Source organism: Mycobacterium sp. MFM001 (assembly GCF_003402475.1).
GTDB lineage: Bacteria > Actinomycetota > Actinomycetes > Mycobacteriales > Mycobacteriaceae > Mycobacterium.
Window position 1 is genome coordinate 57,957 of sequence record NZ_BFAB01000018.1, and the last position, 17,973, is coordinate 75,929.

The 17,973-nt window shown below is 67.5% G+C and carries 20 protein-coding genes; 15 read left to right on the top strand and 5 right to left on the bottom strand.

Annotated elements, in window-relative coordinates; genetic code table 11:
• Nucleotides 1-30: 30 nt before the first annotated feature.
• Both MFM001_RS22280 and MFM001_RS22285 read left to right on the top strand, forming a co-directional pair.
• Complete coding sequence (locus MFM001_RS22280) at nucleotides 31-672, top strand: M15 family metallopeptidase (protein WP_116377429.1); 642 nt, start codon at nucleotides 31-33, stop codon at nucleotides 670-672.
• Nucleotides 673-730: 58 nt separating this feature from the next.
• Nucleotides 731-1,543 (top strand): methyltransferase domain-containing protein, encoded by an 813-nt coding sequence (locus tag MFM001_RS22285; protein WP_116377430.1) that lies wholly within the window; start codon nucleotides 731-733, stop codon nucleotides 1,541-1,543.
• Here the strand turns inward: MFM001_RS22285 and MFM001_RS22290 are convergent.
• Both MFM001_RS22290 and MFM001_RS22295 read right to left on the bottom strand, forming a co-directional pair.
• Complete coding sequence (locus MFM001_RS22290) at nucleotides 1,494-3,050, bottom strand: amidase (protein WP_116377431.1); 1,557 nt, start codon at nucleotides 3,048-3,050, stop codon at nucleotides 1,494-1,496. The two genes, MFM001_RS22285 and MFM001_RS22290, sit on opposite strands and share 50 nt — an antisense overlap.
• An 18-nt stretch (nucleotides 3,051-3,068) precedes the next feature.
• Entirely contained in the window at nucleotides 3,069-3,875 is an 807-nt protein-coding gene (locus tag MFM001_RS22295) for an NAD(P)-dependent oxidoreductase (RefSeq protein WP_116377432.1), read from the bottom strand.
• A gap of 71 nt (nucleotides 3,876-3,946) precedes the next feature.
• On the opposite strand from MFM001_RS22295, the gene MFM001_RS22300 reads away from it, so the two are divergent.
• The 6 genes from MFM001_RS22300 to MFM001_RS22325 are packed head-to-tail and all read left to right on the top strand — an operon-like array spanning nucleotide 3,947 to nucleotide 9,273.
• A complete protein-coding gene (locus tag MFM001_RS22300) occupies nucleotides 3,947-5,524 on the top strand; it encodes a methylmalonyl-CoA mutase family protein (RefSeq protein ID WP_116377433.1) in 1,578 nt (525 codons plus the stop codon).
• Nucleotides 5,525-5,932 (top strand): cobalamin B12-binding domain-containing protein, encoded by a 408-nt coding sequence (locus MFM001_RS22305; protein WP_116377434.1) that lies wholly within the window; start codon nucleotides 5,525-5,527, stop codon nucleotides 5,930-5,932.
• Nucleotides 5,917-6,873, top strand: a complete 957-nt coding sequence (locus MFM001_RS22310) for an LLM class F420-dependent oxidoreductase (protein WP_116377435.1) — start codon at nucleotides 5,917-5,919, stop codon at nucleotides 6,871-6,873. The genes MFM001_RS22305 and MFM001_RS22310 overlap by 16 nt, the downstream gene beginning before the upstream one ends.
• A complete protein-coding gene (locus MFM001_RS22315; protein WP_116377436.1) occupies nucleotides 6,870-7,886 on the top strand; it encodes a CaiB/BaiF CoA-transferase family protein in 1,017 nt (338 codons plus the stop codon). The genes MFM001_RS22310 and MFM001_RS22315 overlap by 4 nt, the downstream gene beginning before the upstream one ends.
• A gap of 47 nt (nucleotides 7,887-7,933) precedes the next feature.
• On the top strand, nucleotides 7,934-8,704 hold the full coding sequence (locus tag MFM001_RS22320) for an enoyl-CoA hydratase/isomerase family protein (protein ID WP_116377437.1): 771 nt from the start codon (nucleotides 7,934-7,936) through the stop codon (nucleotides 8,702-8,704).
• Between the two features lie 23 nt (nucleotides 8,705-8,727).
• The gene (locus MFM001_RS22325) at nucleotides 8,728-9,273 is read left to right on the top strand and encodes a TetR/AcrR family transcriptional regulator (RefSeq protein WP_238159338.1); all 546 of its coding nucleotides are present in this window, start codon (nucleotides 8,728-8,730) and stop codon (nucleotides 9,271-9,273) included.
• On the opposite strand, the gene MFM001_RS22330 is transcribed toward MFM001_RS22325, so the two are convergent.
• Both MFM001_RS22330 and MFM001_RS22335 read right to left on the bottom strand, forming a co-directional pair.
• Nucleotides 9,270-9,716: a TIGR03618 family F420-dependent PPOX class oxidoreductase gene (locus tag MFM001_RS22330; protein ID WP_116377439.1), complete on the bottom strand. Its 447-nt coding sequence runs from the start codon at nucleotides 9,714-9,716 to the stop codon at nucleotides 9,270-9,272. The genes MFM001_RS22325 and MFM001_RS22330 overlap by 4 nt on opposite strands.
• Nucleotides 9,717-9,727: 11 nt before the next feature.
• Complete coding sequence (locus MFM001_RS22335; protein ID WP_116377440.1) at nucleotides 9,728-10,729, bottom strand: ferredoxin--NADP reductase; 1,002 nt, start codon at nucleotides 10,727-10,729, stop codon at nucleotides 9,728-9,730.
• Nucleotides 10,730-10,801: 72 nt separating this feature from the next.
• Between MFM001_RS22335 and MFM001_RS22340 the strand changes: the two genes are divergently transcribed.
• The 5 genes from MFM001_RS22340 to MFM001_RS22355 are packed head-to-tail and all read left to right on the top strand — an operon-like array spanning nucleotide 10,802 to nucleotide 15,099.
• Nucleotides 10,802-12,211, top strand: a complete 1,410-nt coding sequence (locus MFM001_RS22340) for a class I adenylate-forming enzyme family protein (protein ID WP_116377441.1) — start codon at nucleotides 10,802-10,804, stop codon at nucleotides 12,209-12,211.
• A complete protein-coding gene (locus MFM001_RS22345) occupies nucleotides 12,189-13,085 on the top strand; it encodes an acyl-CoA dehydrogenase family protein (protein WP_116377442.1) in 897 nt (298 codons plus the stop codon). The genes MFM001_RS22340 and MFM001_RS22345 overlap by 23 nt, the downstream gene beginning before the upstream one ends.
• Nucleotides 13,072-14,154 (top strand): acyl-CoA dehydrogenase family protein, encoded by a 1,083-nt coding sequence (locus MFM001_RS22350; RefSeq protein WP_116377443.1) that lies wholly within the window; start codon nucleotides 13,072-13,074, stop codon nucleotides 14,152-14,154. Before MFM001_RS22345 ends, MFM001_RS22350 begins: the two co-directional genes overlap by 14 nt.
• Nucleotides 14,155-14,156: 2 nt before the next feature.
• On the top strand, nucleotides 14,157-14,330 hold the full coding sequence (locus tag MFM001_RS24650; protein WP_192887026.1) for a hypothetical protein: 174 nt from the start codon (nucleotides 14,157-14,159) through the stop codon (nucleotides 14,328-14,330).
• A 1-nt stretch (nucleotide 14,331) separates the two neighbouring features.
• Entirely contained in the window at nucleotides 14,332-15,099 is a 768-nt protein-coding gene (locus MFM001_RS22355) for an enoyl-CoA hydratase/isomerase family protein (RefSeq protein WP_116377444.1), read from the top strand.
• A 19-nt stretch (nucleotides 15,100-15,118) separates the two neighbouring features.
• Here the strand turns inward: MFM001_RS22355 and MFM001_RS22360 are convergent, their stop codons facing one another.
• Nucleotides 15,119-15,880, bottom strand: a complete 762-nt coding sequence (locus MFM001_RS22360) for an SDR family NAD(P)-dependent oxidoreductase (RefSeq protein ID WP_116377445.1) — start codon at nucleotides 15,878-15,880, stop codon at nucleotides 15,119-15,121.
• A gap of 77 nt (nucleotides 15,881-15,957) precedes the next feature.
• On the opposite strand from MFM001_RS22360, the gene MFM001_RS22365 reads away from it, so the two are divergent.
• Both MFM001_RS22365 and meaB read left to right on the top strand, forming a co-directional pair.
• Nucleotides 15,958-17,097 (top strand): thiolase family protein, encoded by a 1,140-nt coding sequence (locus MFM001_RS22365; protein WP_116377446.1) that lies wholly within the window; start codon nucleotides 15,958-15,960, stop codon nucleotides 17,095-17,097.
• 10 nt (nucleotides 17,098-17,107) lie between these two features.
• Nucleotides 17,108-17,973: methylmalonyl Co-A mutase-associated GTPase MeaB (gene meaB / locus MFM001_RS22370; RefSeq protein WP_116377447.1), on the top strand; the 866-nt coding region annotated here is incomplete at its 3' end.

The window sequence follows — 17,973 nt, forward strand, 5'->3', positions numbered from 1 at the left end:
CCGGGCAGCTTTCCGCGAGACAATGCTGAAATGCTCATCGCCGGACGGGTCTTGGTCGCACTGCTGCTTCTGGCGTGCAGCACCTGCTGTGCGCGCGCCAACGCCGACGTGCCACCGGTGAGCCCGAAGGCACAAGCGGCGGGGCTCGTCGACGTCCGCAGCGTCGTTCCGGACGCGGTCATCGACCTGCGCTATGCGACGTCCAACAACTTCACCGGGGCAGCGCTGTATCCGGCTGATGCCCGTTGCCTGGTGCACGAATCCATGGCTTCGGGTCTCGCGACCGCTGCCAATGTATTGCGTCAGCAGGGGCAGACCCTCGTCTTCTGGGACTGCTATCGGCCGCATGCCGTGCAGGTCAAGATGTTTCAGGTCGTCCCCAACTCTGCCTGGGTGGCACGGCCCGGCCAGTACGCGCATAGCCATGAGGCCGGTCGCTCGGTCGACGTGACACTCAAAGGCGCCGATATGGGAACCGATTTCGACGATTTCACGCCCCGAGCCCACGCCGCAGCAACCGACGGCGTCAGCCCGACGGCGCAGGCGAACCGGGCACGACTGCGCGACGCGATGAGCGCCGGCGGGCTGACGGTGTATTCGGGCGAGTGGTGGCATTTTGACGGCGACGGTGCCTACGCGGACCACCCGATCCTCGACGTTCCGGTGAACTAATGTCTCATATATTGAGACAGATATTTCATATTTTGATACGCGGCGTATGGTTAGCACCATGAGCCGCGAACGTCGGGCCGTCTACACACACGGCTATCACGAGTCGGTACTGCGTTCGCATCGGCAGCGCACGGCTGGAAATTCCGCGGCCTACCTCTTACCGCATCTGCGCCAAGGGATGTCGCTGCTGGACATCGGCTGCGGCCCCGGGACTATCACCGCGGATCTCGCCGAGCGAATCGCCCCCGGCCGACTCACCGCCGTCGACGTCACCGACGACGCCTTGGACGCTGCACGCGCGGAAGCACACGCGCGCAACATCTCCAACATCGCCTTCGCCACCGCCGACGTGCATGCGCTCGAATTCGACGACGGCACATTCGATGTCGTGCACGCCCATCAGGTACTGCAGCACGTTGCCGATCCGGTTGCCGCACTGCGTGAAATGCGGAGAGTGTGCGCGCCTGGCGGCATCGTCGCCGCCCGGGACTCCGACTACGCCGGATTCATCTGGTATCCACAGCTTCCCGCGCTAGATCGATGGCTGGATCTCTACGAACAGGCGGCTCGCGCCAACGGCGGCGAGCCCGACGCCGGCCGCCGCCTGCTGTCTTGGGCGCAGGAGGCCGGGTTCGACGACATCACTCCCACCGCCGGAATCTGCTGCTTCGCAACACCGGAAGAACGTGACTGGTGGGGCGGCATGTGGGCGGACCGGATCGTCGAGTCGGCCCTGGCCCGCCAACTCGTCGACTCGCGGATGGCGACCACTGAAGAACTCAACGAAATCGCCACCGCCTGGCGGCAGTGGGCGGCCGCGCCTAACGGTTGGCTGGCGATCCCGCACGGCGAGATCCTGTGCCGGGCATAGGAAAGCCGCCACACAACACCTCGAAGGCATGGGCTGCGCGCAGCACCGTCGCGTCGTCGAAGCGCCTGCCCATGATCATCATCCCGACGGGCAGCCCGTCGACCAAGCCGGCCGGCACCGAAATCGCCGGGTGTCCGGTCACGTTCATGGGTGCGGTGTTGAGGGCTTTGCCCATCGCCTGGGTCAGCAGTGTGGCATCGTCTGCGTCGGGGGCAGGCAGTATGCCAGCCGTGCTGGGGACAGTGGGCATCACCAAGACGTCGTACTGTTCGAGAGCTCTGTCGTAAGCGGCACGCGCATGTGGTAATAGGTTGCGCACCTTGGCATATGACGAGCCACCGAGCGTGGTCAGACTGTAGTGGCCGCACAGTGCGGGCGCTTTGACCGCGGCTGGAAGCTGATCGGCGGTGGCCCGTCGCCGGCGCGCAAAGTACGCCATCAGCTCTGGGTCGTAGAGCCCCCCTACACCGAGCCCGTACCCGTTGCCGTCGAGCATCTGATACGTGGCGCCGTCGCTCATGATGACGGCGAAGAGATGAACGACGTTGCGATGCCACGGCACGCTGACCTCGCAGACGTCGCAGCCGATCTCGGAGAAGCGCTGCGCTGACGAGCGGACCAGCTCGTCGACGGCCGGCTGCGAGCCGGGCTGGCCGAAGCCCTCGGTGAGGATGCCCACCCGCAGACCGGCGACGTCGCCGGTGAGCGCAGCCAGGTAGTCCACGGCCGGCAGGTGATCCGGCTGACGCGGATCCTGACCGTCCGGTCCCGCGAGCACCCCCAGCACTAACGCAGCATCGGCGACGGTGCGAGTCATCGGGCCGAGGTGGTCGAGGGTGCGTTCGATCGGGAAGGCTCCGGTGTAGGGAATCAGGCCGTAGGTGGGCTTGTGTCCGACGATCCCGCACAGCGCCGCCGGAATCCGGACCGAACCGCCCTGGTCGCCGCCGAGGGCAAGTTCGACGTCGCCTGCGGCAACCAATGCGGCACTGCCGCTGGAGGATCCGCCGGTTTCGCGGGCGAGATCCCAGGGGTTGCGCACCGGGCCGGTGGCCGAGGTGAAGCTGGAGCCCGAGTAGCACAGGTCTTCGCAGACGCTTTTGCCGGCGATCACCGCCCCGGCATCGAGCAGCCGTTGCACGACGGTCGCGTCGCGGCTGGGGATGAAGCCTTCCACTGCCCGCGATCCGTTCATCATCGGGACCCCCGCGACGGTGATGTTGTCCTTGACGGCGATCCGTCTGCCCGAGAGCGGCCCGTCGGCGCCCGACCTGATCTCGGTGGTGACATACCACGCGCCCAGCGGGTTGTCGCCCGGAAACTCGTAGGCGCGTTCGGGGATCTGTGGCCGGGCGATGTCGTCGTACAGCTCGTTGACCGCGTCGTAGGCCGCTAACGAATACCCGGCCATCGCCGTGAATTCCGCCAACGCGTCGTCGTCGAAGTGCAAACCGAAATGCTCCGCCGCCGAGGCTATTTCCGACGTGGATGGTCTCCGAATCGCCATGCCGGCCAGCGTAGGGCCTCAGTCCAGAAACAGGTCCCGAATCGGCTCTTCTCCGCCGCCATACCGCGATAGGTCACCGCCGAGCAGGTCTGCGTCGATGAAGCAGTTGCCGGTCGCCTCCCGGGCCGGGCGAGAGATGATCTCGACGGCCGCATCGCCCATGATCTGCGGACTGCGCGACGAGAGCGCCAGCCGGTCGCCGTCGGGCATGTTCGTCACCGCGGCGGTCGCGATATACGTCTGCGGCCACAGGCAATTCACCGCAATCCCGGCGTCGGCGTATTCGGCCGCCCAGCCCAGCGACAGCAGCGTCATCCCGTATTTCGACAACGTGTAGGCCGGGTGGGCGCCCAGCCAGCGCGGGTTCATGTTGACCGGCGGCGAGATCGTCAGCACATGCGGATTCGACGACGCCCGCAGGTGCGGCAGGCACGCCCGGGTCAGCAGAAACGTGCCGCGGATGTTGACCTCTTGCATCAGGTCGAACTTCTTGGCCGACAGGTTCTCGGTGGGGTCGGTGGCGATCGCGCTGGCGTTGTTCACGCAGACGTCCACGCCACCGAACCGCTCGACGGCCGCGTCGACCGCACGCTGCACGACCTCTTCGCGGCGCACGTCGCCGACGACGGCCAGTGCCTTGCCGCCCGCGGCCTCCACCTCCGCGGCGGCGGTGTGCACGGTGCCGGGCAGCCGGGGATGCGGCTGGTCGGTCTTGGCCAGCAGTACCACGTTGGCGCCCTGCCGGGCCGCGGCAATACCGATCGCCAGGCCGATCCCGCGGCTGGCGCCGGAGATCACCACGGTGCGGTCATGAAAAGTGCTCATCCTTCTCCTTTGTCCTGGTCAGCAGGACCCGGTATTGGCATTCTCTTTTTTTGCAAGTACGTTATCAGTCGATGGATAACCAGACCCAGACCTCATCCGGCATCCCGCTGGAACCCGTATACGGGCCGGGGGACCGTGGTACCGAGCCGCCGCCACCGGGCACTTATCCATTCACCCGGGGCAACTTCGCCAGCGGCTACCGCGGCAAGCTCTGGACGTTTCGGCAGTACTCCGGGTTCGGCACCGCCGAGGAATCCAACCGCCGCTACCGCTACCTGCTGGAGCAGGGCGGGACAGGCCTGTCGGTGGCGCTGGACCTGCCGACCCAGTGCGGCTTCGACTCCGACGACCCCGAGGTCGGCGAGGAGGTCGGCCGGGTGGGCGTCGCTGTGGACACCCTCGCCGACGCCGAGATCCTGTTCGACGGCATCCCGCTGGACAAGATCAGCACCAGCTTCACGATCAACGGTACGGCGGCGATCCTGCTGGCGTTCTACGTGGCCGCCGCCGAACGCAAGGGTGTGCCGCGGGCCAAGCTCACCGGGACCATCCAGAACGACATCCTCAAGGAATACGCGTCGCGCGGCACCTGGATCTGGCCGCCCGAGCCGTCGCTGCGGCTGATCGCCGACACCATCGAGTTCTGTGCCGCGGAAGTCCCTAAGTTCAACGCGATTTCGGTGGCCGGGGCGCATTTCCGCGACGCGGGCGCCAACGCGGTGCAGGAGATGGCGTTCACGCTGGCCGACGGGGTCACCTACTGCGACACCGTGGTGGAACGCGGACGGATGAGCATCGACGAGTTCGCCCCGCAGATCTCGTTCTTCTTCTATACCCACGGCGACTTCTTCGAGGAGGTCGCGAAATACCGTGCGGGACGCCGTCGCTGGGCAACCATCGTGCGGGAACGCTACGGCGCCAAGACCGACAAGGCCTCGATGTTCCGGTTCGGCTGCGTGTGCGGCGGAGCATCACTGTATGCGCCCCAGGCCCACAACAACGTCGTCCGCGTGGCCTACGAGGCAATGGCCGCGGTGCTCGGCGGCGTCCAATCGATGTTCACCGCCGCCTGGGACGAGCCGTTTGCGCTGCCCACCGAGGAGACGACCACGCTGGCGCTGCGCACCCAGCAGATCCTGGCCCACGAAACCGGCGTTACCCGGGTGGCCGATCCGCTCGGCGGCTCCTACTTCGTCGAGGCGCTTACCGACGAGACGGAGGCCCGCATCGTCGAGATCATGCACGATCTCGAGCAGCACGGCGGGATGGTCCGCGCCATCGAGGACGGTTACCTGCAGGGGCTGATCGCCGACGAGGCTTACCGGATCCACCAGGAGATCGAATCAGGTGAGCGGCCGGTGGTCGGGGTCAACCGGTTCGTCACGCCCGAGCCGCCACCTGAGATCGCCACCTACGAGCTCGACCCGGAAGGCCGCGATCTGCAACTCAAGCGCCTGTCCAAAGTGAAGGCCGAAAGAGATTCGGCCGCAGTGCAATCCAGCCTCGCCGCGTTGTCCCGCGCCGCCGAAGGAACCGACAACCTCATGCACAAACTGATCGACTGCGCCAACGCCTACTGCACGGTCGGCGAGATGGTCTCCGCGCTCAAAGCGGTGTGGGGCGAATTCGAACAACCGGTGGTGTTTTAGATGGCGGTACGCATTCTGGTCGCCAAACCCGGGCTGGACGGGCATGACCGTGGCGCCAAGATCGTCGCACGCACCTTGCGCGACGCGGGTTTCGAGGTGATCTACACCGGCATCAGGCAGCGCATCGAGGACATCGCGTCGATCGCCGTGCAGGAAGACGTCGCGCTCGTCGGGCTGAGCATCCTGTCGGGTGCGCACGTCGCGCTCACCACCCGCACCATCGAAGCGCTGCGTGCGGCCGACGCGGGCGACATCGCCGTCGTCGTCGGCGGCACGATCCCCGAGTCCGACGTACCGAAACTGAAAGCCGCCGGTGCCGCGGCCGTGTTTCCGACCGGAACACCACTGGACATCCTGGTGAGCGAAATCCGCCGACTGACCGGAGAGGAAGCATGCGTCTCGGAGTAATGATCGGCGCCGAGCGTGGCGATTCGGCCCGCAAGGTCACCAAACTACTCGCCGACATCGAGTGGGCCGAGTCCGTGGGCATGGACACCGCGTGGATTCCCCAGGTGCCCAACGACTTCGACGCGCTGACGGCGGTTGCCCTGATGGCGACGCGCACCACCCGGATCGAGTTGGGTACCGCGGTGGTGCCGCTGCAGGCCCAGCACCCGATTGCGCTGGCGCGCCAGGCGTTGTCGGTGCATGCCGCCGCCGGCGGACGCTTGGCGTTGGGTGTGGGGCCGTCGCATCACTGGATCATCGGCGACATGCTCGGCCTGCCTTACGAGCGGCCTGCCGCCTACACCCGCGACTACCTCGACGTGCTCGCCGCCGCCTTCAGTGGCCCCGGCCCGGTTGACGTCGAGAACGAGACCTTCACCGTGCACAACCCGCTGGACCTGGCGCCGGTTGCTCCGTTGCCGGTGCTGATCGCGGCGCTCGGCCCGGTGATGCTGACGCTGGCCGGTGAGCGCACCGACGGAACCGTGTTGTGGATGGCCGACGAGCGGTCGTGCGCCGAGCACGTGGTCCCGCGGATCACCAAGGCGGCCGACAACGCGGGCCGCCCGGCACCGCGGATCGTCGCCGGGATACCGGTGTGCCTTTGTGCCACAAGTGAAGTCGACGCAGCGCGGGAGCGCGCCAACCGGATTCTGGGCGAGGCCGAGGTGTCGCCGAACTACCAGCGGCTGCTGAGCTACGGCGACGCCAAAGACGTCGGCGACATCTGCGCGGCCGGCGACGAGGAGGCCATCCTGGCGCGGTTCCGTCGCTTCGCCGACGCCGGGGTGACTGACCTGTCGGTGCGCCTATTGCCTCTCGGCGACAACCGCGACGAGCTGATCGCCTCCAAACGCCGCACCCGCGAAGTCATTGCGGCGCTGGGTGCGGAGGTGCGATGACGGCGCCACTCGCCGGCATCCGGATCCTCGAGGTCGGTACCATGCTGGCCGGTCCGTACGCGACCATGCTGCTGGCCGACCTCGGCGCGCACGTCACCAAGATCGAGCCGCCCGGCGGCGAGATCTCGCGGAAGGTCAGTGACAGCTACTTCGCCAGCCTGAACCGCAACAAGGACAGCATCCGGCTGGACCTCAACTCGCCAGCCGGCCAAGCTGAGCTCGGCGAGTTGGTGGCGAAATCCCATGCGCTGCTGGTCAATCTGAAACCGTCAGCGATCCGCCGACTCGGCCTGACCTACGAGGCACTGCGCGGCTTCAACGAGCGGATCGTGTGCGTCGCTATCACCGGTTTCGGATTGAACGGCGGCGACGACCCGGCGTTCGACTATGTGGTGCAGGCGGCTACCGGGGTGGCTGCGCTGACCGGCGATCCCGAAGGGCCGCCGACGCTGCCGGGCTACTCCTCGGCCGACAACTCGACCGGCCTGGCGGCGGCGCTCGGCCTGCTGGCGCAGATCGTGTCCGGCCGCGGCGGGCAGGTGGATGTGTCGCTGCGCGACGTAATGCTCTCCCAGCTCAACTACCACGCGTCGGCCTATCTCAACGACGGCGTCGAGCCGCAGCGCCGGGCCTTTGGCGCACACTCGTATTACGTTCCTGCGCAGATGTTCTCGACCGCCGACGGCTATCTTGCGCTGTTCATCACCCACGACGGGTTCTGGAAGTCCTTCGCGGGTGAGGCAGGTATCGCGGGTTTCGAGACCATGGCCGAGCGGGTGGCGCGAGCCGACGAGGTGCGCGCGGTGGTCGCGGCAGCGTTGGCCACCGACACCGCCGTGAATTGGGAAGCCCGGCTGCGTCCGCTGGGGATACCCGCAGCGGCGGTGCGCACACTGCCCGAGGCACTGAAAGCCACCCCGGAGATCGTTGTCACCGCAGGCGATTTCCGTCTGGTCGGCAACCCGATCCGGGTCGACGGCTACCAGCCGGACTACCGCCCGCCGCCTAAGTAGGCCAAGCGGCCCTTGCGCTAGTAGAACGTTTTATATAATCTGCCTGGATGGAGACGGCTTATGTCCGATACGACAAGCAGGACCGCATCGCGACGATCACACTGAACCGCCCTTCGGCGCGCAACGCGATCGATCCGGCGATGGACCAACGGCTGCGGGAGATTTGGGCGGACTTCCGCGACGACGACACCGCCGACGTGGCGATCCTGACCGGCGCCGGCACGGCGTTCTGTGCCGGCGCCGACCGCAACACGTGGTTCGCGCAGTGGCTCGACGCCGACGCTGCGGCCGTGCGCCGTAACGCCAAAGGCGTGGGTTTCGGGGGGCTCACACGGGGAATGCGTATTGCCAAGCCGGTGATCAGCGCGATCAACGGCTGGGCGCTGGGCGCGGGTTTGGAGCTGGCGCTGGCCTGCGACATCCGAATTGCTTCGGAGCAGGCGATGTTCGGTGCGCCGCTGGTGAGTCTGGGCTTTCATCACGGAGACGGCGGCATCTCGCGGCTGGTCGATGCGTGCGGCGTGGCGGTCGCGCTGGATTTGGAACTTGGCGGCGAGCCGATCGACGCCGCGCGTGCATTGCAGGTCAACCTGGTCACCCGGGTGGTCGCCCACGACCAGCTGATGAGCCACGCCCGGACTCTGGCAGAGCGGATCGCCGGCCACGAACAGTCTGCGGTGCGGTCGGCCAAACAGACCGTGCTCGACGTGATCGGCCGGCGGCTGGACGACCAACTCGAATGTGAAGCGCTGAGCGCCTATGCGATTGACCGCCAGAGCGCGCGGCGCATCATCGAGTCCATTCCGATGCGATCGTGAGCCCGCCGACGCGGGAACGCTTCTTGACCGCGGCCGCGGGGCTGTTCCGCCGGCAGGGCTATAGCGGCACCGGGCTCAAACAGATCGTGGCGGAGAGTGGCGGTCCGATCGGCTCGCTGTACTACTTTTTTCCCGGCGGCAAGGAAGAGCTTGCGCTGCAGGCGATTTCCCATACGGCCGAGCGGTACGAACAGCTGCTCGACCGGGTGTTCACCGAATCCGCCGACATCGGCCAGGCCGCCACGAAGTGGTTCGGCTGGGCTGCGCGCGCTCTGGAGGAGTCCGACTTCGCCGACGGCTGTCCGATCGGGACGCTGGCCTGCGAGATCGCCAGCACCAATGAAGCGTTGCGCCAGGCAAGCGATGCGGTTTTCGACTCGTGGCGCTCGCGGGTGGTCGCCCAGCTGATCAGCGAGGGCATCAAGCCTGCCGCGGCGCGCCGCCTCGCGATGTTCGCACTGGCCAGCCTGGAAGGCGCAATCATGCTGAGCCGCAGCCAACGGAGCACCCAGCCGTTGCGCGACACTGGACGCGTCGTGGCGGATACACTCAGGGCCGCAACGGGTTAGGTTGGGTTCGCGTAGATGCGGCGAGGCGAGACGAGGACAGCCGTTCGACGCTGCTCGCGCATCACCCGGTCGTAAGTGTCCCAATCATCGTGGGTTCCGCCTGCGGCGGTGAAGATTTCGCGAAGCAGCAGCCGCAACCGCTCGTCGTCGACATCGGGGTGTGGATCGTCCGGCCCGATCAGCTGCGCCGTGCCTTCGACTGCTGCCCACCGCCAGCCGCTGCGGGCGACGACAGTGGCTCGGGGATCGGCGCGCAGATTGTGCAGCTTGCGGGAGCCGCCGATGGCCACCAGCCCGACAACTGTCGAATCGGTCAACGGGTGTTGCAGCACACCGGCGTTGACCACCGACGACTGGATACTGCCGTCCCCACGCAACGTGCTGAACACGCACAGCCCGTGATCGGCTGACATCAGGTCGGCGAAGGCAGACAACTCGGTCATGCCTGCCGAGGCTACTCGTAACGCACCGTCACGTTCGCCGTGTCCGGCACGCCCTGACAGGTCAGGATATAGCCGTCGGCTACCTCGTCCTCTTCAAGCGCGTCGTTGACCCGCATCGTGGCGCTGCCCTCGGTGAGCCTGGCCATGCAGGTCCCGCAGTTGCCCTGCTCGCAGCTGAACGGCGGCGCCAGCCCGGCCCGTCGCGCGCTTTCCAGCAGTGTCTCACCGGCGACACGCGGCACCGAAACCTTCTTGCGCTCAAGGTAAATCGTCACGGTGCCGTCCGTCTCGGCGGCGTCGACAGGAGCCGGCGGCTTCACGGCCGGTGTCGCGTCGAAGTCCTCGATGAACACCCGTCCCGCGCCCGGCAGCGCGGCGCGCACCACGGTCATGAACCCCTCCGGACCGCACACGTAAAAGTCGGCGCCGGCGTCGGCGCCGACGAAATCGCTGACCGCGGCAGCGTCGATCAGGCCGTGCTCGTCGTCGAGATGACGCACCACCGAGAATCGGCGCGGGTAGTGCTCGGCGAGCTCGTCCATCACCGCGTCGAAGATCACCGACGTCCGATCGCGGTCGGCACACAGCACCCGCACCGAGCGGTCTGTCGTCGCCAATGCGCTTTTGGCCAGCGACAGAATCGGGGTGACCCCGCTGCCGCCGGCGAAGGCCAGCAGCGGCGCCGCGGTCGGGGTGAGGCAGAACGTCCCGGCCGCGCGCGTCATCGTCAGCTCGTCGCCCTCGGACACGTTGTCGATCAGCCAGTTGGACACCTTGCCGCCGGGAACCCGCTTGACCGTGGTCATCAGCTCGGCGTCGGTCTCCGGGGCGCTCGACATCGAATACGACCGGTACAACTGCTCGCCGTCGACGCTGACCCGAAAGGTGCAGAACTGGCCGGCGCGGTAGGAAAAGGGCTGGTCATGCGGCTCGAGCACGAACGTCCGCGCGTCAGCGGTCTCCTTGATGATCCGGGTCACGGTCGCCTGGTGAAACGCGTGCAGCTCCGCCATTGCCACCCCCTTCCATACTTGCGTTCTTCAGTATAGAGAATACTATTCTCACAAAGCGATAGGATCTTCTCAATGCCTTCACACGATGCCGCCGTGCTCGCGTTCGAGGAGCGGCAGTACAGCCTGCCGCAGCTCGACGCGCTGGCCGACGGCCTGGCGTCCACCCTGCGCAAAAAGGGAGTGACGGCGGGGATGCGGGTCGCGGTGATGGCATCCAACCGGCCCGAGTTCGTCGTGGCGTTGCACGCCATCTGGCGGCTGGCCGCGGCCGTGGTGCTGATCAGTCCGGCCTGGAAGCGCGCCGAGGCCGAGCATGCGTTGGGCCTGACGAACCCGTCCCATGCGGTCGGCGACCACCCGGTGCTCTCGGAGCTGATGCCGATGCTGCATCTCGACGAGCCGATCACACCGGGGCAGCCGCTGTCCGGGTCGCCGCCGCGAGATACCGACGCGCTGCTGGTGTTCAGCTCGGGCACCACCGGCCTGCCCAAGGCTGTCCGGCACACACATGCGTCGTTGTGTGCGGCCGTCCGGCACTGGCGAGATGCGCTGCAGCTGACGTCGCGTGACCGGATCCAAATCGCCACGCCCCCATCGCACATCCTCGGGCTGCTCAACATCGTCACCGCGCTCGAGACCGGCATGTGGATGCGGCTGCACCGCCGGTTCGACGTCGACACTATGCTGCGGCACATCGAGACCGACCGCATCACCGTCGAGATGGCCGTTGCCCCAATCGCTTTGGCTATCGCGTCACATCCGCGGCTGGAGTCCTATGACCTGTCGTCGCTGCGATTCATCATGTGGGGCGCGACTCCCGTCAGCCGAAGTGTCGCCGAGACCGTGACCCGGCGCACCGGCGTCGGGTGGGTCCCCGCCTACGGCACCACCGAGTTGCCGGTCATTGCCTGCAACCCGCTGGACGCTGCGCGGCTCGATTCGGTCGGACGTCCGGTGGACGGCGTCGAGGTGCGAGTGGTGTCGTTGCAGACGGGTGAGCCGGTTGGCCCTGGGGAGGTCGGCGAGATTCAGGCCCGCTCGGAATCGCTGATGGCCGGCTACCTGCCGTGCACGGCGACGCGAGATGCATTGTGCGACGGCTGGTATCGCACCGGCGACGTGGGCTCTCTCGACAGCGATGGCTGGCTGCGGATCACCGACCGATCCAAGGAGATGATCAAGGTGCGGGGCTTCCAGGTCGCGCCCGCCGAAATCGAAGCGGTGCTGCACGGGCATCCGGCGGTCAAGGACTGCGCGGTGTTCGGCGTTCCGGATGGGCTCAACGGGGAGGCGATCGTCGCTGCGGTCTCGACCGTGGCTGAGGTGGATGCGGCGGAACTGACTAGTCGGGTGGAGGAGCAGCTGGCGTCGTACAAACGGCTCAGCCGCGTGGTGTTCGTGTCCGATATTCCTCGGCTGCCGTCGGGCAAGGTGCTGCGCCGAGTGCTGAAGGAGAAGTATGGATGTACGTCTGACCGCTGAGCAACAGCAACTGCGCGACGCCGCCGCCAAACTGGCCGACGATCTGGGGCCGGGCTCGGTGCAGGCGCTCGAGGACAGCGAGCGAATTGCCCGGCTGGACAAGCAGATTGCGGCGACGGGCTGGCGGTCGCTGCGCTCCGATGGCGCCTCTGGCGTCGAGGTGGCGATCGTCGCCGAGGAATTCGGCCGCGGGCTGGTGGACGCGCCGTTCCTCGGGCCGGTACTGGCCGACGAGCTGACTCGGCACGTTGGTGGCGATGCGGCGACGATCGTCTACGGCGATCATGCGGTCGACGCAAGGGGATACCCGCGCGCGATGGTGTTGCGGGATACGACGGTGTCGGCCGCCGACGTCGGCGACGTCCGGGCCGGCGCGGATCTGACCAGAGTCAACGCCGAGCTGGCAGCGGCCGTCGTCGTCGGCGAAGTATCTGCCGACGTCGCCAGCCGATGGCTGGCCCTCGCGCTGGCCGCCACCTCTGCCGACCTGGTCGGCGCCGCGCGCGGGGCGCACGCCCTGGCCTGTGACTACGCGAAAATCCGTGAGCAGTACGGCAAACCGATCGGCTCGTATCAGGCCGTTGCGCACCTGCTGGCCGAAAGCCTGGCCTTGATCGAAGGCTCGGTGAGCGTGTTGCGGCATGCCGCCTGGGCGGTCGACGAACTCGCGCCGGCCGACGCGATCCGCGCCGCCCGCGTCGCCAAGATCTACTGTGCGCGCGCCGCACAAACCGTGTGCGAGACCGCCATTCAGGTACACGGCGGTATCGGCAACACCTGGGAATGCCTGGCGCATGTCTTTCTGCGGCGTGCATTGACATCGACCGAGCTGTGGCCCGTGAAGCTGGAGGAGATCGACATTGGACTTTCGTGACTCGGCGGAGGAAGCCGCCTTCCGCGCCCGGCTACGATCCTGGCTTGCGGTGCACGCCAAGGAGTTTGCGAGTTCCGGCGACGAGTACTGGACCCGTCAGGGTGAATGGCATCGTGCGCTGTATCAGGGCGGGTTCTTCGGGCTGTCGTGGCCGCGCGAATACGGCGGCCAGGAGCTGCCGCCGGTCTACGACGTCATCGTCGACGAAGAGCTGGCCCGCGCCGGCGCCCCGCCGCGGCCCAGTCTCGGCTATCTCGTCGTCGGCCTGGGCCGACATGGCAGCAAGGAACTGCAGCAGCGCTTCCTGCCCGGCATGATCAACGGCACCGAGCGGTGGTGCCAGGGCTTTTCCGAGCCCGGCGCCGGTTCGGATCTCGCGTCGCTGACCACCACCGCCACCCGCGACGGCGACAACTACGTCGTGCACGGACACAAGATCTGGACCAGCTACTCCGACGTCGCCGACTGGTGTCTGCTGCTGGCCCGCACCGACCCGGAGGTGCCGCGGCACAAGGGCCTTTCGGCGTTCGTCCTCTCGATGAAACAGCCTGGCGTGCAACAACGTCCGCTTCGGATGATCAACGGCGTCACCACCGAGTTCGGCCAGGTGTTCTTCGACGGTGCGACGGTGCCCGCCGACCAGATGGTCGGCGCGCCCGGCGAGGGCTGGGCCATCGCCATGACGGTGGTCGGACACGAACGCGAACCGTCCACGCTGGGCTACGCGGCGCGCTACGGCAGGCTCGTGCGGGAGATGGCTGCGCGCTCCGACGGTCCGGTGTCTCCCGAATTAACCTGGGCGGCAGTACAAACCGAGATGCTCACCCACCACGTGCGTCGGCGGCTGTCCGAACAGCTCGACGGGGTGTCGCACGGCTCGGACGGATCGCTGGACAAGCTGCTGATGACCTGGGTCGAGCAGTCCGTCGGCCACGCCGCGCTGACCGTCGGCGGCACTGAGGATCCCGACCTGCTGTCCGCCTACTTGTACAGCCGGGCGCAGAGCGTGATGGGCGGGACATCGCAAATCCAGAAGAACATCATCGCCTCACGAATCTTGGGATTGTAGGAGTGATCGCGAAGGCGGGCGAAGCCCGGGTGAAGCGGGTCACGACCATCGAAAAAGGAGTGATCGCGAACGCGGGCGAAGCCCGGGTGAAGCGGGTCACGACCATCGAAAAAGGAGTGATCGCGAAGGCGGGCGAAGCCTGGGTGAAGCGGGTCACGACCATAGAAGGAGTCTGACGTGTACGACATGCCGACCGAAATCGACGTCCGCGCCGACGGGCCGCTGCGCATCATCACGCTGAACCGGCCCGATGCGCTCAACGCGGTCAACGACGACCTGCACAACGGGCTCGCACGGCTGTGGCAGCGGATGAGCTACGACCGGACCGCGCGCGCCGCGGTGATCACCGGCAGCGGCCGGGCGTTCTCGGCCGGCGGCGACTTCCACTACCTGGCCGAGTTGGCACAGGACGCCGATCTGCGGGCCAAGACCATCGCCGACGGGCGCGAGATCGTGCTGGGGATGGCCCGCTGCCGAATCCCGGTGGTAGCGGCCGTGAATGGCCCGGCGGTCGGGCTGGGCTGCAGCCTGGTGGCACTCTCCGACATCGTCTACATCGCCGAGGACGCCTATCTGGCCGACCCGCATGTGCAGGTCGGGCTGGTCGCCGCCGACGGCGGGCCGCTGACGTGGCCGCTGCACATCAGCCTGCTGCTGGCTAAGGAGTACGCGTTGACCGGTGCCCGGATCTCGGCACAGCGGGCCGTCGAACTCGGGCTGGCCAACCACATCGCCGCCGATCCCGTCGCCGAGGCGGTGGACTGCGCCAAGCGGATCATGGAATTGCCTCAGCAGGCGGTCGAGAGCACCAAGCGGGTCCTCAACGTCCACCTCGAACGCGCGGTGCTGGCCACCCTGGACTTCGCGCTGACCGCCGAGAACCAGTCGTTCCAGACCGAGGACTTCCGCTCGATCGTCGCCAAGCTGACCGCCGGCAAGAACTAGCTCGCCGACCCACCCGCGACTACTTCGGCGGGAACCGCAGCGCGCCGTCGAGCCGAATGACTTCGCCGTTGAGGTAATCGTTTTCGACGATGCTCTGCACAAACGCGGCGTACTCGGCCGGCTGGCCCATCCGCTTCGGGAACGGCACCTGCGGACCCCAATACGCCTCCAGCTGGTCGCCCGCCTGACCGTAGGCCGGGGTCAGGAATGTGCCGGGGGCGATCGTGAGGACGCGGATGCCGAGCGGCGACAGGTCACGCGCCGCCACCAGCGTCATCCCGACGACCCCGCCTTTGGCCGCCGCGTACGGCAGCTGGCCGATCTGGCCCTCGTAGGCCGCGATCGACGCAGTGTTGACGATGACGCCGCGTGCGCCGTCGAGCGGCTCCTGACGGGCGATCGCCGCCGCGGCCAGGCGCATCACGTTGAAGACGCCGGTCAGATAGACGTCGATGGTGGTCTTGAAGCCGTCCAGGTCCAGCGGGCTGCCGTCCTTGCCGACCAGCCGGCCGCCGCTTGCCGGGCCGCCGTGCGCGTCCACCGAGATCCGCAGTGGGCCAAGCGATTCCGCTTCGGCCAGGGCGACCTGCACGTCGTCGGTGTTGGTGGCGTCGGTGCGGACGTAGCGGACACCCAGCTCACTTTCCAGCGCCCTGCCCTTGTCGTCGGCCAGGTCGGCGATGACCACCTTGGCCCCGGCGCTGTGTAACCGGCGCACGGTGGCCTCGCCCAGGCCGCCGGCGCCGCCGACGACGATCGCCGAACTCCCACTGATCTGCATCGGTGTTCCCCCTCCTTGCAACTAATACTCTCGTAATGAGAGAATAATGTTCTCATACGCTTGCAAGGAGGCGACCTGTGCCCGAAGCAGTCATCGTGTCCGCCCTGCGCACGCCCATCGGCACGGCGCGCAAGGGAACACTGCGCGACACCAGCGCCTACGAGCTCGCACATCATGTGGTGTCCGAGGCGGCGGCGGGCCTGGACTCGGTGCCCGTCGACGATGTGATCCTCGGTGAAGGTCTTTACGGCGGCGGGGTGCTGGCCCGGCACGCGGCGCTGACCGCCGGGCTGACCTCGGTGCCCGGCCTGGCCCAGAACCGGCATTGCGCGGCCGGCCAGGCGGCGGTGCAAAGCGCGGCGGCCAGCGTGCGCGCCGGCATGGACCAGCTGATCATCGCCGGGGGAGTCAACTCCGCGTCCACGTCGCCGCGGTCGCGGATGCAGGTCGACGGCGAATGGGTGGACTGGTTTCCGCCGACCCATCCCGACCGCCCCGACGCTCCCAACATGGACATGTCGATCACGGTCGGTTGGAACGCGGCCGTCACCGCCGGGATCAGCCGCGAGGAGATGGACGCCTGGGCGCTGCGGTCACACCGCAACGCGATCGCCGCGATCGACGAGGGCCGCTTCAAAGAGGAGATCGTCCCGATCGAGACGCCGCACGGCCTGTTCGAGGTCGACGAGCATCCACGCCGGGACACCACCATGGAGAAGCTGGCCGCGCTCAAGCCGCTGCATCCGGAGATCGAGGGTTTCTCGATCACCGCCGGTAACGCCTGCGGCGCCAATGACGGCGCTGCTGTCTTGACCATCGCGAGCGACCGGTTGGGCCTGCCTGCGTTGGCGACGATCCGGTCCTGGGCTTCGGTGGGCGTCGATCCGGCGGCTACGGGCCTGGCGCCTGTCGAAGCGATCCCGAAAGCGCTTGCCAGGGCGGGGCTTTCACTGTCCGACATCGACCTGTTCGAAATCAATGAGGCCTTCGCCTCGATGTGCGTGGCCACCGCCAAACTGCTCGACATCGACCCCGACCGGGTCAACGTCAGCGGCAGCGGCTGCTCGCTGGGGCATCCGGTGGCGGCTACCGGGGCCCGAATGCTGGTCACGCTCGTACACGAATTACGGCGGCGCGGTGGTGGTTTCGGTGTAGCGGCGATGTGTGCGGGCGGGGGAATGGGCTCCGCGACCGTCATCGAGGTGCCGGCGCCATAAACTTCCGTAGATGAACATCGCCGAGCTGATCGCGGCGGCGCGCAACGGATCACCGCGGGCGGCCGGCCGATTGCTCAGCCTGGTCGAGAGCGAGCGCCGCGACGAGGTGCTGGAGCGCCTCGGCCCGTCGTCGGTGCAAGTCGTGGGGATCACCGGGCCGCCGGGCGCGGGGAAATCGACGACGGTCGCGGCCATGGTGGGTGCCTACCGGCAGCGGGAATTGCGAGTGGCGGTGCTGGCCGTCGACCCGTCGTCGCCGTTCAGCGGTGGGGCGCTGTTGGGCGACCGGATCCGAATGACCAGACATATCAACGACTCCGAGGTGCTGATTCGTTCGCTGGCGACGCGCGGCCACCTGGGCGGCCTGGCCGCGGCCGTTCCCGCGGCCATCCGGCTGCTCGGCGCGCTGGCCTACGACGTGGTGTTGCTGGAAACCGTCGGCGTGGGACAGTCCGAGATCGAGATCGCCGCCGTCGCGGATCCGACCGTCGTCATCCTCAACCCGGGCGCCGGCGACGCGGTGCAGGCCGCCAAGGCTGGGCTGCTGGAAGTCGCCGACATCGTGGTGGTCAACAAGGCCGACCGGGAGGGCGCGGAGCAGACCATCCGCGATCTGCGCGCAGAAACCAAGGCGCCGATCCTCAGCCTCGTCGCCGCAAAGGGTGAGGGCCTCGCGGAGTTGATGGAGGCGATCGACGCCCATCACCGTGCCGACAGCCGTGCGCGCCGAGTGGCCCGTGCCCGCGCCCAGATCCTGTCGCTGGCGCAGACCCGGCTGCGTACCCACCCCGATCTCGACCGGCTGGCCGAGTCGGTCGCCGACGGCCGCGACGATCCCTACACGGCAGCCGAACAACTCGTGCGCGAGCAGCTACC